Source organism: Pseudomonas subflava, from assembly GCF_023823685.1.
Classification (GTDB): Bacteria; Pseudomonadota; Gammaproteobacteria; order Pseudomonadales; family Pseudomonadaceae; genus Aquipseudomonas; species Aquipseudomonas subflava.
In genome coordinates, this window is sequence record NZ_JAMXBF010000013.1 from 262,096 (window position 1) to 279,915 (window position 17,820).

The following is a 17,820-nucleotide window of genomic DNA, read 5'->3' on the forward strand; positions in this document are numbered from 1 at the left end:
CTATTGCGCTGCTTCAACGGCGACTGCGGTATGGCCGGCCTGGTCCTTGATCACCAGGATGTCTTCCATGATCAGGTACTGCAGATCCGAGCCATAGAACATGTCCAGCGCGTCGGTCGGCGAGCAGATCATCGGTTCGCCGCGGCGGTTGAGCGAGGTGTTCAGCGACACGCCGTTGCCGGTCAGCTTCTCCAGTTCGAGCATCAGGTCGTACCAGCGCGGGTTGAAGCGGCGCTCCAGTACCTGGGCGCGGGAGGTGCCGTCTTCGTGCACCACTTCGCCGACACGTTCCTTCCACCCCTCGTTGACCTCGAAGGTGAAAGTCATGAACGGGCTCGGATGGTCGACCTTGAGCATCTGCGCCGCGACGGTGTCGAGCATTGATGGGCAGAAGGGTCTCCAGCGCTCGCGGAACTTGATCTGCTCGTTGATGCGGTCGGCCACGCCCGGCACGCTCGGGCAGCCGATGATCGAACGGCCGCCGAGGGCGCGCGGACCGAACTCCATGCGACCCTGGAACCAGGCCACCGGGTTGCCGTCGACCATGATCTTGGCGATCCGCTCGGGCACGTCGTCGACCTTCTGCCAGACGGGTTTGTTCGGGTGGCGGGCGCAGGCGGCGATCACGTCCTCGTTGGAGTAGGACGGGCCGAGGTAGACGTGCTCCATCTTCTCCACCGGCACGCCGCGCTGGTGCGAGACATAGGCGGCGGCGCCGACCGAGGTACCGGCGTCGCCGGAGGCGGGCTGCACGAACAGCTCCTTCACGTCGTCGCGGGCGATGATCTTCTGGTTCAGCTTGACGTTCAGCGCGCAGCCGCCGGCGAAGGCGATCTTGCCGGTCTCCTTGAGGATGTCGCCGAGGTAATACTCCATCATCTCCAGCGCCAGCTTCTCGAACAGCGCCTGCATGCTGGCGGCGTAGTGGATGTAGGGGTCGTCGGCGATGTCGCCCTGGCGCTTCGGCCCCAGCCACTCGATCAGCTTGGGCGAGAAGTAATAGCCCTTGCCGTTTTCCTTATAGCGACGGAAGCCGATGACGTTGGCGTAGTCGGTGTTGATGATCAGCTCGCCGTTCTCGAATTTGGCCAGGCGAGAGAAATCGTATTTGGCCGCGTCACCGTAGGGCGCCATGCCCATGACCTTGAACTCGCCGTCGAGCATCTCGAAGCCGAGGAATTCGGTGATCGCGCCATACAGGCCGCCGAGCGAATCCGGGTCGTAGAACTCCTTGATCTTGTGGATCTTGCCGTTCTCGCCGTAGCCGAAAAAGGTGGTGGCGTACTCGCCCTTGCCGTCGATGCCGAGGATCGCGGTCTTTTCCTTGAAGCCCGAGCAGTGGTAGGCGCTGGAGGCGTGGGCCAGGTGGTGCTCGACCGGCTCGATCTTGACCTTCTTCAGGTCAAAGCCCAGCTGCTCCAGACACCACTGGATCTTCTTGTGGTAGCGCTTGTAGCGGCGGTTGCCCATCAGGATCGCGTCGAGCGAACGGTCCGGGGCGTACCAGTAGCGCTTGGCGTAGTGCCAGCGGGCCTTGCCGAACAGGCTGATCGGGGCGAAGGGAATGGCCACGACGTCGACGTCGGAAGGCTTGATCCCGGCCTGTTCCAGGCAGAACTTGGCGGACTCGTAGGGCATGCGGTTCTTCGCATGCTTGTCGCGCACGAAGCGCTCTTCCTCGACCGCCGCGATCAACTTGCCGTCGATGTACAGGGCGGCGGACGGGTCATGGCTGAGTGCGCCGGACAGGCCGAGAATGGTCAATGCCACGGGAAAAGCCTCTTACAGCTACGGGCGGGCTGGGCCGCCGGGAAAGTGGAGGGGCGAACGGTTTCGCCCACGCAAAGGCGGGGATTATAACGACAGACTCCGGCCGCGGGTATCGCCGGTGCCGACCGCGCGGTCGCGCTACAGTCGCGGCAGGCGCTGGTCCAGCAGACGGTACAGGGCGGACTCGGCCGGCCAGTTGCGCAGGAAGCGCGCCCTGTCGCGGGCATAGGCGCGGGCGAAGCCGGACTGATCGGCGTGCTGGTGCATGGCGTCCAGGTCGATCAGGTTCCAGCGGTTCTCGTGCCAGAACAGGTTGGTGCCCTTGAAGTCACCATGGCTGATGCGCTCGCGGATCAGCGCGGCGAACAGCCGGTCCAGCGCCTGCAGCTCGACCTCCGGCGGCACGCCGTCGACATGGGCGGCGAAGCGCGTGGTCAGGTCCTCGCCTGCGCAATGGTCGGTGACCAGCCAGGCGCGGGACCGCAGCCAGCACCAGCGTCGCTCGACCACCGCCAGCGGCCTGGGCGTGGCGATGCCCAGCAGTTCCAGGCGATGGCCCTCGACCCAACTGTGCCAGGCGCGACTCGGGCGCCAGAAGCGTTTCAGCCAGTGCTGCCAGCCCTTGATGTTGTAGCGTTTGAGCACCAGCGGACGACCCTGCCAGTGGAGGCAGACCACCGTCGCGCTACCGCCGTCCTTCAGCAACTGGCCAGCGGCGATATGCCTGTCCGGGTCCGCCAGAAGCGGCGCCAGTTCGGCTTCGTGCTCGCGGCGCACCACGCGCAGGCCGAAGGCACCGATGCGTGCCGCGAACAGGCTGCAGTCGCGCCCGACTTTTTTCAGGTAGTCGCGCAGGCGCCACTGGCGTACCCGCGCCACTTCCTTCATCAGAGCCTCCAACGGCAAGGCATGCTCGGCATTGGCCAGCAGGTAATGCACCAGCAACTCTTCGATAAAGGGCTCCAGCTCGGCCGGCAGCTGGGCGAAGAACACACCGAGATTCTCCAGCACCCTCTGCCGGGACAGTGGCTGGCCGGCCGCCTCGGCCTGCACGCCGCCGCCGTCGATCAGATACAGCAAGCCTTCGTGCCGTAGCAGGTTGTCCAGGTGCAGGTCGTCCTGCCACAGCCCGCAGGCATGCATCTGCGCGATTGCCGCCAGCGCTTCACCCAGAACCGCCTGCTGCGCTTGCGCCAGCAGCGGCTCGCGCTCGACCGCACGCCAGGCGTCGCCGAGGCTCTCGGCATCGTCCAGGTAGTCGAACAGCAACCAGCCGCCCTCGCCGGCTTCGAAGCCGTCCGCCAGCAGCGACGGCGTGACCAGGCCCTGCTCGGCGAGCTGTCGCGCACCGTTCAGCTCGCGCCGGAAGTGTCGCTCGGCCTTGTCCCCGACCAGCAGCTTGGCCAGCACCGCACGCCCGCGCCAGCGGGCCAGGCCGACGTATCGCTGGCCCGGCAGCACACGCAGCAGGCGCTCCATCGCAAGGGCCTCGCCGTTCAGCTCCAGCGCGAGCGGCAGGTTCGGCTCGCGCCCCGCCTGCCGCAGTTCGTGCAAGCGCATCAGCGCGACTCCTTGTGCTGGCGACGGGCGCCGAGGCGCCGGCTCCAGCGCTCGAGATCCTTGCCCTCGCCCAGATAGGCGGCCAGCAACTGGCGCACCTCGGCCTCGCTCCAGGCACTGGCTCGGCGCAGCAGCGGCTCGAGGTCCTTGACACGGTCGCGCTCGCCCAGCAGCAGCGGACGGGTTTTCTCCAGGTCGATCAGCTGCGCCTCGAACCCGTCCGGCGTCTCACGCAGGAAAATATGCTTGGGATAGAAGCAGCCGTGCTTCTGACCCGCGTCATGCAGGCGCCTGGCCAGCGCTCCGCAGGCGCGCAGAATGGCGGCGCGGCGCACCTCGGTCACACGCGGCCAGTCCTGCAGCCACTGGTCCAGATCCTGCCAGCCGTCGAGTGCCCGGGTCAGCAGAACGGCCCGACGCTCACCGGCCACACGCCGCTCGCCAAAGAAGGCGGCTTTCAGAGCGGGAATGCCCAGCGCCGCGTAGCGGTGGATATTGCGGAACTCCCGGGCGAAGGTCGGCTCACCCTGCGGCCGCAGAATGCTGCGGGCCAGGTGATTGCTCTGCCGTTTGAGGTAGTAGGCGGCCTCGCCCAGGTCCAGCCGATACACGCTGCTCCAGCCGCCACGCTCGCAATTGGGTTCGTCCACCGCCTCCAGCTCGAGCGCCCAGAGGGCGTCGTAGCTGGCCAATCCATGGCGTTCGAGCAATGCCCGATCCTCAGCGGCGATGAAATCGCTCATTCCCTGCCCTCGAAGAACTTCAGAATCTGCCTGACCTGGCGCTTGTCGGCGGCGTTCAGGCGCTGGCGACCGCTGTACTGCCGGTAGAAACGCAGGCGCTGGCTGCGCGACAGCACCTTGCTGGCCACCTTGTCCAGACAGGCCAGGTCCTTGACGATGCGATAGCGCAGGAACGGCCCCCACCAGAAGGCGCCGGTCGGGCAATCGATAAAGAACAGCTCGCCCTGCTGGTTGACCAGCAGGTTGCGCCACTTCAGATCGTTATGGGCGAAGTGATGGTCGTGCAGGGCTCGGGTCGCCCTGGCCAGCTGTCGACTGACACCGTCCACCCAACCGGCATCGCGCAGCCGCTCGTCAGCGCTTCGCGCCATCACCGCCAGGTCGCGCGTCTGCACCAGCTCACGCGTGATCAACGCACCGCGCACGAACGCGCCGGCCTTGCGTTCCAGCCCGTAGCCAACGATGGGCGCGGTAGGAATGCCCCACCGCGCGAAATGCCTGAGGTTCTGCCACTCGGCCTTCACCCGCGGGCGACCGATGTAGCGGCGCAGCCCCTTGCCGGCACCCCAGTAGCGCTTGACGTAGTAACGCACGCCGTCGCGCTCGATCAGGATCACCTCGGACAGCGGGTCGCGCGTCACCTGCTCGCCTTCCAGGGCGAACACCTGCTCGAGTCCGGGGAGCTCCCGAGCGAGCGCGTCAGTCGCCTCCTCGGTCAGACGCCAGCCACTCACCGCGAAGCTCCTGGCGCGTACTTGCGCAGGTAGCGCTCACGCAGGCGCTCGCCCTTGCGCTCCAGCCAGCTCAGCAGCGCCGCCTCGTCGCGCAGGATGTCGCGCAGCGGACGCTGGAAATAGGCGCGCAGGAAGCGCAGCTTGTCGCGCCGGGTCAGGCCGATGTCGAGGGCCGAGAAATACAGGGCGGCCAGGTCCTTGTTGCGCCAGCGCAGCGGCGTGGCGGCGCGCACCTGGGCGCGGTGCAGGTCGATCAGCGACAGGCGGAAGTCGTCGGCGCTGATCGGCCGGTCGGTGTGCACGAGGAAGTGGCAGATGTAGCAGTCGCGATGATTGACCCCGGCGCGGTGCATGGTGCCGGCCATCTTCGCCACCTCGGCGATCAGCGCGCGCTTGAGGCGCGGCGCAGGCGGTTGCTCGGCCCAGCTCAGGGTCAGTTGCTCGAGGTCGGTGGTCGGCGCCAGTTCCTCGGTGACGATGAACGAATGCTGCGCCGCCGGGTTGCCGCCGCGCTCGCCATAGGCCACGGCGGTCATGGTCGGCACGCCGGCCTCGGTCAAACGCTGGATCGCGCGCCATTCCTGGCCGGCGCCGAGCACCGGCGCCTTTGCGGTGAGCAGGTTCTTGGCGATCTCGCCCCAGCCGATGCCGCGGTGGATCTTGACGAAGTAGCCACGCCCCTCGACCTCGGTGCGCAGCGTGCGGCGCCCTTCCAGCTCGCGGTAGACCTTGCCCTGCAAGGCCTCCACGGCGGCGAAGGCATCACGCCCGGCCCACAGCGACTTGAATGGCTCGGCGAGGATCAGCTTCATGCGCGTTCCGCCAGGATCACGTCGGCCGCGCGCTGCGGCATGGAATACAGGTCAGCGGTATCGGCGAAGGCCAGGCCGTTGGCGCCCCACTTCGCCCGCGCCGCGTCGTCGCCGAGCATCTCGGCCAGCATGCGATTGAGCTCGTCCTGCGCGAACGGCGCCGGCACCACGCGGCCGGCGTCGGCCTCGGCGATGTAGTGGGCGTAGCCGCACACCTCGCTGACCAGCACCGGCAGGCCAGAAACCACGGCCTCCAGCAGCACGGTGCCGGTGTTTTCGTTGTAAGCCGGGTGAATCAGCAGGTCGGCGCCGAGCAGGAAGCGCGGAATGTCGCTGCGCCCCTTGAGTATCTGCACCTGATCGCTGAGCCCCAGCGCCTTGACCTGCAGCAGGAAGGGCTTGGGATCGTCCTGGCCGATGGCGATCAGCCGCGTACGCTGCTTCAGCGCCCGCGGCAGCGCGGCCAGGGCCTTGAGGCTGCGGTCCAGACCCTTGGTCTTGAAGCCGGAGCCGATCTGCACCAGCAGCAGGTCGTCATCCGCTAGCTTGAACTCGCGACGGAACTCGGCGCGAATCTCGGCGGCATTGGCCGGGGCGCGGCGATCCTGGGCGATACCCGGCGGCAGCAGGTGGAAGCGCGCCTCGGGCGTTTTGTAGTGCTTGATGAACAGCGGCTGCTGCACCTCGGAGATCATCAGGATCTCGGTCTTCGACTCGGGAGCAAACACCGCCCGCTCGTAGTCGGCGAAGTGCTTGTAGCGGCCCCAGCGCTTGTAGATCGGCGCGCGCAGGGTCTGCGCCTTGTCCTCGTAGCAGCCGTCGGCGGCGTAGTAAACATCGAGGCCCGGCATCTTGTTGAAGCCCACGACCCGTTCCACCGGGTCGCGCGCCAGATCCGCGGCCAGCCAGGCGCTGAAGCGCTCGTTGCGATGGTGGTTGAAGAACGCCTTGATCGGCGCCACGCGCACATCGAAACCGGCGGGAATCTCACCCTCCCAGATCGGCGTATAGACACGAATGGCGTGGCCACGCGCCTGGCACTCCAGGGCGATGCGCATAAAGTCGCGCTGCAGGCCGCCGAAGGGGAAGTACTTGTAGAGCACGAAGGCCAGCTGCATCACACGGACTCCTGCTGCGCCAGCAGCATGGTGTTCAGCGCATCGCCCACGCGCTGGGCGTCAAGGCCGTCGAAACAGGGCTTGTGCCGATCGCCCTCACCGGCTCCCGGGCCGCTGGCGCATAGGTGCACCTGGCCGCGACCGTAGGCGCCGACCTTGCCCGGCAGGGTCGGGCCGTAGAGGGAGATGGTCGGCACATCCAGCGCCGCGGCCAGGTGGCCGAGGCCGGTGTCCACGGCCACGCAGGCGGTGGCGCCGGCGATCACCTTGGCCACGCCGGCCAGGTTCAGCCTGGGCAGCACGGCGGCATTGTCGATGCCGGCGACGATGCGCTGGGCACGCTCACGCTCCGTCTCGTTGCCCCAGGGCAGGCGGATGGCCCAGCCCTGCGCGGCCATGCGCTCGGCCAGGGCGCGCCACTCGGCCTCGGGCCAGTGCTTGCTGGCCCAGGTGGTGCCATGCAGGAACAGCAGATACGGCTGCGCGGCGGCATCGGCCATGGCCGCGCGATCCAGGCCGTAGTCGCCCATGGTCTCGGACAGTTCGTAACCCAGGGCCTGAGCGAACAGCTGACGGGTGCGCTCCAGCGCATGCTGCTCCTTGGGCACCGGGTACAGATGATCGTAGAAGCGGCAGGCGATCGGCTCGCGTGCCGAGTCGCGGTCCAGGCCGGCCACCGGCGCCTTGGAATAGCGGGTCAGCACGGCGCTCTTGAACAGGCCCTGGGCATCGATCACCAGGTCGTAGTCGACCTCGCCCAGGCGCTGCTTGAAACGCTTCCATTCGCCGCTCTTCCAGGTCTGCAGCAGGTGCTTGCGCCAGCGGCGGATGGCCACCGGGATCACCTGGGCCACGGCCGGGTGCCAGGCCGGGATCTCGGCGAAGCCCTCCTCCACCACCCAGTCGAACTGGATGCCGGGAATCGCCCGCGCCGCGTCGGTGAGCGCTGGCAGGGTGTGGATCACGTCGCCGAGGGACGACGTCTTGATCAGCAACACCCTCATCCGGCGACCTCGACGGGATCGCCGACCAGGCGGTCCAGCGCCTCGAGCACCGGACGCGGCTTGAGCTCGCGCAGGCAGTTGTAGTGGCCGAAACGGCAGGTGCGGTCGAAGCAAGGACTGCACTCCAAGCCCAGACGCACGATCTCCACCTGATCGGCCAGCGGCGGAGTGAACTGCGGCGAAGTGGAGCCGTACACAGCCACCAGCGGGCGATTGAGGGCGGCGGCCACATGCATCAGGCCGGAGTCGTTGGAGACCACGGCGCCGGCGGCGGACATCAGGTCGATAGCCTCGGCCAGGCTGGTCTCGCCGGCCAGGTTGACCGCTTCCTCGCGCAACCCGGGAATCAGGCGGTGGCGAATGTCCTCGCAGCCGGGATGATCGTTCTTCGAGCCGAACAGCCACACCTGCCAGCCGGCGCGGATCTTGATCTCGGCAACTTTGGCGTAATGCTCGACCGGCCAGCGCTTGGCCTCGCCGAACTCGGCACCGGGGCACAGCGCCAGCACCGGGCGATCCAGGGACAGACCGAACTTGGCCAGGGCCGCGGCGCGGCTGGCCTCATCGATCACCAGACGCGGCTGCGGGTAAGGCCTGGGAATCTCCGCACCGTCTTCGTACGCCAGCGCCATGAAGCGTTCGATCATCAGCGGCAGGCGCTCTTTGTCCAGCTTGCGGATGTCGTTGAGCAGGCCGTAGCGCATCTCGCCCTTCCAGCCGGTGCGCTTGGGGATGCCGGCGAAGAACGGCACCAGGGCGGACTTGAGCGAGTTGGGCAGCAGGATCGCCTGGTCGTACCGGCCGGTCAGGGACTTGCCGATCTTGCGGCGGGTGGCGATGTCGAGCACGCCATGGCCGAGCGGGAAGCTCAGCGCCGCGCGCACCTCGGGCATGCGCTCGAGGATCGGCCGGCTCCACTCGGGCGCCAGCACGTCGATCTCGCAGCCGGGGTGGCGTTGCTTGAGGCAGACGAACAGGGTCTGCGCCATCACCATGTCACCGACCCAGCTCGGGCCCACGATCAGTATTCTCATCACGACTCCGGAAATGAGCGGGGAGGCTCACGCCTCCCCAGTCACTGCCCTCTTATCTCTTTCGTCACCGCACCGGCCCGAACCACGGCGGTTCGCGGCGGAGCGATCGTGACCCATACATAAGGTTTCGGTCACGATTTTTCAATCCGGGCTTATTTGACCGGGGTACGCCATTCGGCGTGGGCGCTGGTCTTGCCGGTGACCAAATCGAAGTAGGCCTTCTGCAGCTTCTCGGTGACCGGGCCGCGGCGGCCGATGCCGATCTGCCGGCCGTCCACTTCGCGAATCGGCGTAACTTCGGCGGCGGTGCCGGTGAAGAACGCCTCGTCGCAGATGTACACCTCGTCGCGGGTGATGCGCTTCTCCACCACCTTGATGCCCAGCTCGTCGGCGAGGGTCAGGATGGTGTTGCGCGTGATGCCGTTGAGGCAGGAGGTGACTTCCGGGGTGTACACCACGCCGTCCTTGACCAGGAAGATGTTCTCGCCCGAGCCCTCGGCCACGTAGCCTTCCGGGTCCAGCAGCATGGCCTCGTCGGCACCGCCGGAGATGGCTTCCTGCAGGGCCAGCATCGAGTTGATGTAGTTGCCGTTGGCCTTGGCGCGGGTCATGGAGATGTTGACGTGGTGACGGGTGTAGGAGCTGGTGCGCACCTTGATGCCGGTCTGCAGCGCCTCTTCGCCCATGTAGGCGCCCCAGTGCCAGGCGGCGACGATCACGTGCACCTTCAGGCCCGAGGCGCGCAGGCCCATGCCCTCGCTGCCGAAGAACACCATCGGGCGCAGGTAGGCGCTCTCCAGGCCGTTCTCGCGCACCGCGGCGCGCTGGGCCTCGTTGATCTCTTCCTTGGAGAAGGGGATCTGCATGTTGAAGATGTGGGCCGAGTCGAACAGGCGGTCGGTGTGCGCCTGCAGGCGGAAGATGGAGGTGCCGTCCGGCGTGTTGTAGGCGCGCACGCCTTCGAATACGCCCATGCCGTAGTGCAGGGTATGGGTCAGCACGTGGGTGGTGGCGTCGCGCCACTGCACCAGTTCGCCGTCATACCAGATCACGCCATCACGGTCGGACATCGACATCGTTGCCACTCCTCAGTATTCGTCTCGTTCAAATTCGGGTCAGCTCAGGCCCAGCGCGCGCCACAGGCGCATCACGCTGCGGCGTTCGTCGGCGAACTGGTCGCCGCCGACCTTGCCTGGCTGCTTCTGCAACGCCTGCCGGTGGGCGGCGGAGCGATAGGCCTTGTAGGCCTCCTGCAGCAGTTCGACGTCCGCGGCGGGCATCAGCCCGACATCGCGCAGGCCGTCGAGAATGCGGATGTTGTCGGTGTAGCGGTGCAGCTCGGGGTGCTGCCGCGACCACGCAAGGGCCGCGTATTGCACCATAAATTCGATATCGACGATACCGCCGGCGTCCTGCTTCAGATCGAAGGAAGCCGCGGCGTCGAAGGCGTTTTCCGCGGTGCCGGCGGCGGTCGTCGGGGTGCCGAGATTGTCGCGCATCTTGGCGCGCATCTCGCTGACTTCGGCCTGCAGTTTGGCCATGTCGCGTTCGCGCTCGAGAATCGCCGCACGCACCCGCTCGAAGCCTTCCGCCACCCGACCGCAGCCGGCCAGCACGCGGGCGCGCACCAGCGCCTGATGTTCCCAGGTCCAGGCCTCGTTCTCCTGATAACGCTGGAACGCGCCGAGGGAGCTGACCAGCAGCCCCGCCGCACCGGAGGGCCGCAGGCGCATGTCGACGTCGTAGAGCTGCCCCGAAGTGGTCTGGGTGGTCAGCAGGTGGATGATGCGCTGACCCAGGCGGGCGAAGAACTGCGCGCCGTCGATGGGCTTGGCGCCGTCGGTCTCGGCCTGGGAATCACCGTCGTGGATGAACACCAGATCGAGGTCGGAACCGTGGCCCAGCTCCAGGCCGCCGACCTTGCCGTAGCCGACGATGATGAAGTCCGGGTCGCACAGGCTGCCGTCGGCGCGACGCGGGTTGCCGTACTTGGCCACCGTCTGGCGCCAGGCCAGGGCCAGCACCTGGTCGAGGATGGCTTCGGCCAGCCAGGTCAGGTAATCGGACACCTTCATCAGCGGCAGGGTGCCGGCGATTTCCGAGGCGGCCACGCGCAGGCCGTGAGCCAGCTTGAAGTGGCGCAGGGCCTCCATCTGCTGCTCCAGATCATCCTCGGGAATCCGCGTCAGCCGCTCGCGCAGCTCGGCGGCCAGCTCCGGCGCCAGCGGCGGGCTGAACAGGCGCCCCTCGTTGAGCAGCTCATCGAGCAGCAACGGGAATCGGGTGATCTGCTCGGCGATCCACGGGCTGCCCGCGCATAGGCTCATCAGCCGCTGCAGCGCACCGGGGTTCTCGGTGAGCAACACCAGGTAGGCCGAGCGCCGCGCCACCGCCTCCACCAGCGGCAGCACGCGTTCCAGCACCAGGTCCGGCTCGTCGTGTTCCACCGCCTGGGCCAGCAGGCGCGGGATGAAGGCATCCAGGCGCTCGCGACCGAGCCGCTGCATGGTGCGCACTTGGGTGCCGCCGCGCAGGTCGATCAGCCGCTTGAGCGCGGCGGCCGGCTCCTTGAAGCCGGCTTCGGCCAGCTGCCGCTCGGCCATCTCGGGCTCCAGCGCCTCCTCCCACAGCGGCAGCCATTCGCCGCCGACGCAGGTCTCGGCCTCGCCGCCCTCCTCCTCGTCCGGATCGGCGATGACCTGGCGGAAGTGCCACTCGATGCGCCCGCGCCATTCCATCAGGCGCGCATGGAAGCTGGCCCAGTCGGCGAAGCCCATGATGCAGGCCACCCGCGCGCGGTCGATGTCGTTGTCCGGCAGCATCTGGGTCTGGCGGTCGGCGATGGCCTGCAGGGCGTGCTCGGTGTAGCGCAGGAATTCGTAGCCCTGCTTCATCTCGGCGACCACCGCCGGCGGCAGATAGCCCTGACCTTCCAGGGTATCGAGCACCTTGAGCAGCGGCCGCTGCTGCAGGCTGAGGTCGCGGCCGCCGTGGATCAGCTGGAAGGCCTGGGCGATGAACTCCACCTCGCGGATGCCGCCGGAGCCGAGCTTGACGTTGTCGCTCATGCCCTTGCGCCGCACCTCCTGCTGGATCAGCTGCTTCATCGAACGCAGCGCCTCGATGGCCGAGAAGTCCAGGTAGCGGCGATAGACGAAGGGCCGCAGCATCTCCAGCAACTGCTTGCCGGCGGCCTGGTCGCCGCCGACCACCCGCGCCTTGATCATGGCGTAGCGTTCCCAGTCGCGGCCCTGGTCCTGGTAGTACTGCTCCAGCGCATTGAAGCTGAGCACCAGCGCGCCGGACGAGCCGTACGGACGCAGACGCATGTCGACGCGGAACACGAAACCGTCGACGGTGATGGCGTCGAGCGCCTTGATCAGGCGCTGGCCGAGGCGGATGAAGAACTCCTGGTTGTCCAGCGAGCGCTTCACGCCCTCGGTCTCGCCGCCCTCGGGGTAGCCGAAGATCAGGTCGATGTCCGAGGACAGGTTGAGCTCGTGGGCGCCGAGCTTGCCCATGCCGAGGATGACCAGGTGCTGCGCCTGGCCGGAGCGCCGGCCGATCGGCGTGCCGAACTGTTCGCAGTGACGCGGGTAGAGCCAGTGGTAGGCGCCGTCGATGCAGGCGTCGGCGAGGTCGGACAGGTCGCGGCAGGTCTCGGCCAGGTCGGCCCGGCGGGTCAGATCGCGCCAGACGATGCGCACCTGCTGCCGGTTGCGGAAGCGGCGCAGTCGACGGCCCAGTTCGTCCTCGTCGGCGCAGTCCTGCAGCAGGGCCTGCAACTGCCCGCGCAGCTCGCCTGCGGCGAAGCGTCGCTCCAGTTCGCCGCTCGCCCCCAGTGTCGGCAGCAGCTCGGGGTCGCGCACGGCCTGCTCGTGGACGAAATCGCTGAGGGCACAAAGTCGGCGCAGGTCCTGCGCGCGGGGCTCCGACCAGTCCGCAGGGAGCACGGCAGAGGCACGATCGGCGAGGGCTTGCAGGGTGTTCGGAAGGGCGGCCGGTACGGGCAAACTCATGGTCTATCCTTGGGGACGGGCGGCGAATCCCGATCCATACCCAGGCGCCGCTGCCCTTCCTGAAACTGTAGTTTTACTACTAAAGAATGTGTCCCGGACTCTACAGGCGCCATCGAAATGTAGTAAAACTACAAGAGCGACCACGACTACGTCGGTCGACACGACTTCACGTAGCCCGCCCAAAAAGCGTGCACGAGCCCAGGCCTCCGATTCTGGAAGCCTTTCCGCCCTGGAGCAAGCCATGCAAGACCTCGATCCCGTCGAAACCCAGGAATGGCTGGACGCCCTCGAGTCCGTCCTCGACAAAGAAGGTGAAGACCGCGCCCACTACCTGCTGACCCGCATGGGCGAACTGGCCACCCGCAGCGGTACCCAACTGCCGTACGCCATCACCACGCCCTACCGCAACAGCATCCCGGTTGGCCACGAGGCACGCATGCCGGGCGACCTGTTCATGGAGCGCCGCATCCGCTCGCTGGTGCGCTGGAACGCCCTGGCCATGGTGATGCGCACCAACCTGCAGGACCCGGACCTGGGCGGTCACATCTCCAGCTTCGCCTCCAGCGCGACCCTCTACGACATCGGCTTCAACTACTTCTTCCAGGCCCCGACCGAAGAACACGGCGGCGACCTGATCTTCTACCAGGGCCACGCCAGCCCCGGCATCTACGCCCGCGCCTTCCTCGAAGGCCGCATCAGCGAAGAGCAGATGAACAACTTCCGTCGCGAAGTCGACGGCAAGGGTCTGTCGTCCTACCCGCACCCGTGGTTGATGCCGGACTTCTGGCAGTTCCCCACCGTGTCCATGGGTCTGGGCCCGATCCAGGCGATCTACCAGGCGCGCTTCATGAAGTACCTGGAGAGCCGCGGCTACATTCCCGCCGGCAAGCAGAAGGTCTGGTGCTTCATGGGCGACGGCGAGTGCGACGAGCCGGAATCCCTGGGCGCCATCTCCCTGGCCGGCCGCGAGAAGCTGGACAACCTGATCTTCGTGATCAACTGCAACCTGCAGCGCCTGGACGGCCCGGTGCGCGGCAACGGCAAGATCATCCAGGAACTCGAAGGCGTGTTCCGTGGTGCCGAGTGGAACGTCAACAAGGTGGTCTGGGGCCGCTTCTGGGACCCGCTGCTGGCCAAGGACGTCGACGGTCTTCTGCAGCGCCGCATGGACGAAGTGATCGACGGCGAGTACCAGAACTACAAGGCCAAGGACGGGGCCTACGTGCGTGAGCACTTCTTCAACAGCCCCGAGCTGAAGGAGATGGTCAAGGACCTCTCCGACCAGGAAATCTGGAACCTCAACCGCGGCGGCCACGACCCGTACAAGATGTACGCGGCCTACCACCAGGCGGTCAACCACAAGGGCCAGCCGACCGTGGTCCTGGCCAAGACCATCAAGGGCTACGGCACCGGTGCTGGCGAGGCGAAGAACACCGCGCACAACACCAAGAAAGTCGATATCGACAGCCTGAAGAAATTCCGCGACCGCTTCGACATCCCGGTCAAGGACGACGAGCTGGAGAACCTGCCCTTCGTCACCGCCGAGCCGGGCAGCCCGGAATACAAGTACCTGCACGAGCGCCGCGCCGCCCTCGGTGGCTTCGTGCCGCAACGCCGCGCGCAGAGCTTCAGCATCCCGACCCCGCCGCTGGAAACCCTCAAGGCCATCCTCGACGGAACTGGCGACCGCGACATCTCCACCACCATGGCCTTCGTGCGCATCCTCTCGCAGCTGGTCAAGGACAAGGACCTGGGCGCACGCATCGTGCCCATCGTGCCGGACGAGGCGCGTACCTTCGGCATGGAAGGCATGTTCCGCCAGCTCGGCATCTACTCCTCGGTCGGCCAGCTCTACGAGCCGGTGGATAAGGACCAGGTGATGTTCTACCGCGAGGACAAAAAGGGCCAGATCCTCGAGGAAGGCATCAACGAGGCCGGCGCCATGTCCAGCTGGATCGCCGCCGGCACTTCGTACTCCACGCATAACCAGCCGATGCTGCCGTTCTACATCTTCTACTCGATGTTCGGCTTCCAGCGTATTGGCGACCTGGCCTGGGCCGCCGGCGACAGCCGTGCCCGTGGCTTCCTGATCGGCGGCACCGCCGGGCGCACCACGCTGAACGGCGAAGGCCTGCAGCACGAGGACGGCCACAGCCACATCATGGCCGCGACCATCCCCAACTGCCGGACCTACGATCCAACCTACGGCTACGAGCTGGCGGTGATCATCCGCCACGGCATCAAGGAGATGATCGAGCAGCAGCAGAACGTCTTCTACTACATCACTGTGATGAACGAGTCTTACCAGCAGCCGGCCCTGCCGGCCGGTACCGAGGACGGCATCATCAAGGGCATGTACCTGCTCGAGGAAGACAAGAAGGAAGCCGCGCACCACGTCCAGCTGCTGGGCTCCGGCACCATCCTGCGCGAAGTGCGCGAGGCGGCGAAGATCCTGCGCGACGAGTTCAACATCGGCTCGGACGTGTGGAGCGTCACCAGCTTCAACGAACTGCGCCGTGACGGCCTGGCCGTGGAGCGCTGGAACCGCCTGCACCCGGGGCAGAAGCCCAAGCAGGCGTTCATTCAGGAATGCCTGACCGGGCGCAAGGGCCCGGTGGTGGCCTCGACCGACTACATGAAGCTGTTCGCTGAGCAGGTGCGCCAGTGGGTGCCCAGCAAGGAATACAAGGTGCTCGGCACCGACGGCTTCGGCCGCAGCGACAGCCGCAAGAAACTGCGCCACTTCTTCGAGGTGGACCGTTACTGGGTGGTGCTGGCCGCGCTGGAGGCGCTAGTCGACCGTGGCGAGATCGAAGCCAAGGTGCTGGCCGACGCCATCGCTAAGTTCGGCATCGATCCTGAAAAAGCCAACCCCCTGGACTGCTGAGGAGACGCATTGTGAGCGAGTTGATACGCGTACCCGATATCGGCGGCGAAGGTGAAGTGATCGAACTGCTGGTCAAGGTCGGCGATCGCGTCGAGGCCGAGCAGAGCATCCTGACCCTGGAATCCGACAAGGCTTCCATGGAGGTGCCCTCGCCCAAGGCCGGCGTGATCAAGAACCTGAAGGTCAAGCTCGGCGACAAGCTGAAGACCGGCGACGAGCTGCTGGAGCTGGAGGTCGAGGCCGCCCCGGCCGCCGAGGCGAAGTCCGAAGCGGCTTCGGCACCGGCCCCGAGCAAGCCGACCCAGGCCGTCGACGAGGCCGAGGCGCCCAGCGCACCCGAGCCGCAAGCAGCGGCCGAGCCCGCCGGCGAGAGCGTGCAGGATGTGCACGTGCCGGACATCGGCACCTCCGCCAAGGTCAAGGTCATCGAGGTCATGGTCAAGGCCGGCGACAGCATCGAGGCTGATCAATCGCTGATCACCCTGGAGTCGGACAAGGCCAGCATGGAGATCCCCTCGCCGGCCGCCGGCGTGGTGGAGGAGGTGCTGGTCAAGCTGGACGCCGAAGTCGGCACCGGCGACCTGATTCTCAAGCTGCGCGTGGCCGGAGGCGCCGCGTCGCCGGCACCGGCCGCGCCCCAGGCGGAGAAGGCCGCACCGGCCGCGGCCTCGGCGCCCGCGAGCCACAGCACGCCGCCGGGCGCCCGGCCGGAAGTGGCCGCGGAGGTCGGTGCCATCGCCGCGCTGTCCGCTGCCGCGGCTGCCGTCACCGCACCCGTGCGTGACGGCAGCAAGGTCCACGCCGGCCCGGCCGTGCGCATGACCGCCCGCGAGTTCGGCGTCGACCTGGCCGCCGTGCCGGGCACCGGCCCGAAAGGCCGCATCCTCAAGGAAGACGTGCAGAACTACGTCAAGGCCATGCTGCAGCAGGCCAAGAACGCCCCGGCGGCAGGCGCCACCGGCGGTGCCGGCATCCCGCCGGTCCCGGCAGTGGACTTCAGCAAGTTCGGCGAAGTGGAAGAAGTGCCGATGACCCGCCTGATGCAGGTCGGCGCCGCCAACCTGCACCGCAGCTGGCTCAACGTGCCCCACGTGACCCAGTTCGACAGCGCCGACATCACCGAGCTGGAAGCCTTCCGCGTGGCGCAGAAGGCGGTGGCGGAGAAGGCCGGTGTGAAGCTGACCGTGCTGCCGCTGCTGCTCAAGGCCTGTGCCCACCTGCTCAAGGAGCTGCCGGACTTCAACAGTTCGCTGGCGCCGAGCGGCAAGGCGCTGATCCGCAAGAAGTACGTGCACATCGGCTTCGCCGTCGACACCCCGGATGGCCTGCTGGTGCCGGTGATCCGCGATGTCGACCAGAAGAGCCTGCTGCAACTGGCCGGCGAGGCCGCCGAGCTGGCCGACAAGGCGCGTAACAAGAAGCTCTCGCCGGACGCCATGCAGGGCGCCTGCTTCACCATCTCCAGCCTCGGCCACATCGGCGGCACCGGCTTCACGCCGATCGTCAACGCGCCGGAAGTGGCGATCCTCGGTGTAAGCAAGGCCGCCATGCAGCCGGTGTGGGATGGCAAGGCCTTCCAGCCCAAGCTGATGCTGCCGCTGTCGCTGTCCTACGACCACCGGGTGATCAACGGCGCCGCCGCCGCGCGCTTCACCAAGCGCCTGGGCGACGTGCTGGCGGATATCCGCACCCTGCTGCTGTAACGAACCAAGCTGTGCTTTGGAGGCATCGACGCCTCACTCCTCGGCCCCGCCTCTTGGCGGGGCTTTTTTATTCAGGAGTGCCAATGTGAGCGAGGCGCTTGGCGCCGGTCCACCGATCAGCCGTAGCCCGGATGCAATCCGGGAAACAGGCAACTCCGCCCCCGGATTGCATCCGGGCTACCACTACGAGACCCTGCTGCTGTAACGAACCGCGACGTGCTTTGGAGGCATCGACGCCTCACTCCTCGGCCCCGCCTTTTGGCGAGCTTTTTTATTCAGGAGTGCCAATGGGGAAGCGAGGCGCTTGGCGTCGGCTACCGATGCCGTAGCCGGATGCAATCCGGGAAACAGGCGCCTCTGCCCCCGGATTGCATCCGGGCCACCCACTGCAGACAAAGAAAAGCCCCGTGGAAGCGGGGCTTTTTGTGCATCGGCC

At 67.0% G+C, this 17,820-nt stretch carries 12 protein-coding genes; 2 read left to right on the forward strand and 10 right to left on the reverse strand.

All coding sequences use genetic code 11. From position 1 onward, the window contains the following. The 10 genes from NF616_RS18395 to glnE all read right to left on the reverse strand — a co-directional run bounded on the left by NF616_RS18395 (nucleotide 1) and on the right by glnE (nucleotide 12,794). Nucleotides 1-1,770 (reverse strand): carbamoyltransferase family protein, encoded by a 1,770-nt coding sequence (locus NF616_RS18395; protein ID WP_252275001.1) that lies wholly within the window; start codon nucleotides 1,768-1,770, stop codon nucleotides 1-3. A 138-nt stretch (nucleotides 1,771-1,908) separates the two neighbouring features. Next, nucleotides 1,909-3,330, reverse strand: coding sequence for a lipopolysaccharide kinase InaA family protein (locus NF616_RS18400; RefSeq protein ID WP_252275003.1), 1,422 nt, complete (start codon nucleotides 3,328-3,330; stop codon nucleotides 1,909-1,911). Next, entirely contained in the window at nucleotides 3,330-4,073 is a 744-nt protein-coding gene (locus NF616_RS18405) for a lipopolysaccharide kinase InaA family protein (RefSeq protein ID WP_252275005.1), read from the reverse strand. Before NF616_RS18405 ends, NF616_RS18400 begins: the two co-directional genes overlap by 1 nt. After that, a complete protein-coding gene (locus NF616_RS18410; protein ID WP_252275007.1) occupies nucleotides 4,070-4,807 on the reverse strand; it encodes a lipopolysaccharide kinase InaA family protein in 738 nt (245 codons plus the stop codon). Before NF616_RS18410 ends, NF616_RS18405 begins: the two co-directional genes overlap by 4 nt. Next, complete coding sequence (rfaP, locus tag NF616_RS18415; RefSeq protein ID WP_252275009.1) at nucleotides 4,804-5,619, reverse strand: lipopolysaccharide core heptose(I) kinase RfaP; 816 nt, start codon at nucleotides 5,617-5,619, stop codon at nucleotides 4,804-4,806. Before rfaP ends, NF616_RS18410 begins: the two co-directional genes overlap by 4 nt. After that, on the reverse strand, nucleotides 5,616-6,737 hold the full coding sequence (locus tag NF616_RS18420; protein WP_252275011.1) for a glycosyltransferase family 4 protein: 1,122 nt from the start codon (nucleotides 6,735-6,737) through the stop codon (nucleotides 5,616-5,618). The genes rfaP and NF616_RS18420 overlap by 4 nt, the downstream gene beginning before the upstream one ends. Beyond that, nucleotides 6,737-7,741: a lipopolysaccharide heptosyltransferase I gene (waaC, locus tag NF616_RS18425; protein ID WP_252275013.1), complete on the reverse strand. Its 1,005-nt coding sequence runs from the start codon at nucleotides 7,739-7,741 to the stop codon at nucleotides 6,737-6,739. The genes NF616_RS18420 and waaC overlap by 1 nt, the downstream gene beginning before the upstream one ends. Continuing rightward, the gene (gene waaF / locus NF616_RS18430) at nucleotides 7,738-8,775 is read right to left on the reverse strand and encodes a lipopolysaccharide heptosyltransferase II (RefSeq protein WP_252275015.1); all 1,038 of its coding nucleotides are present in this window, start codon (nucleotides 8,773-8,775) and stop codon (nucleotides 7,738-7,740) included. Before waaF ends, waaC begins: the two co-directional genes overlap by 4 nt. 152 nt (nucleotides 8,776-8,927) lie before the next feature. After that, the gene (locus NF616_RS18435) at nucleotides 8,928-9,851 is read right to left on the reverse strand and encodes a branched-chain amino acid transaminase (RefSeq protein ID WP_252275017.1); all 924 of its coding nucleotides are present in this window, start codon (nucleotides 9,849-9,851) and stop codon (nucleotides 8,928-8,930) included. Nucleotides 9,852-9,890: 39 nt separating this feature from the next. Beyond that, nucleotides 9,891-12,794, reverse strand: a complete 2,904-nt coding sequence (gene glnE, locus NF616_RS18440) for a bifunctional [glutamate--ammonia ligase]-adenylyl-L-tyrosine phosphorylase/[glutamate--ammonia-ligase] adenylyltransferase (protein WP_252275019.1) — start codon at nucleotides 12,792-12,794, stop codon at nucleotides 9,891-9,893. Between the two features lie 241 nt (nucleotides 12,795-13,035). Between glnE and aceE the strand changes: the two genes are divergently transcribed. Next, nucleotides 13,036-15,681, forward strand: a complete 2,646-nt coding sequence (gene aceE / locus NF616_RS18445) for a pyruvate dehydrogenase (acetyl-transferring), homodimeric type (protein ID WP_252275021.1) — start codon at nucleotides 13,036-13,038, stop codon at nucleotides 15,679-15,681. Nucleotides 15,682-15,692: 11 nt separating this feature from the next. Further along, nucleotides 15,693-17,384: a dihydrolipoyllysine-residue acetyltransferase gene (gene aceF, locus NF616_RS18450; protein ID WP_252275023.1), complete on the forward strand. Its 1,692-nt coding sequence runs from the start codon at nucleotides 15,693-15,695 to the stop codon at nucleotides 17,382-17,384. Nucleotides 17,385-17,820 lie beyond the last annotated feature (436 nt).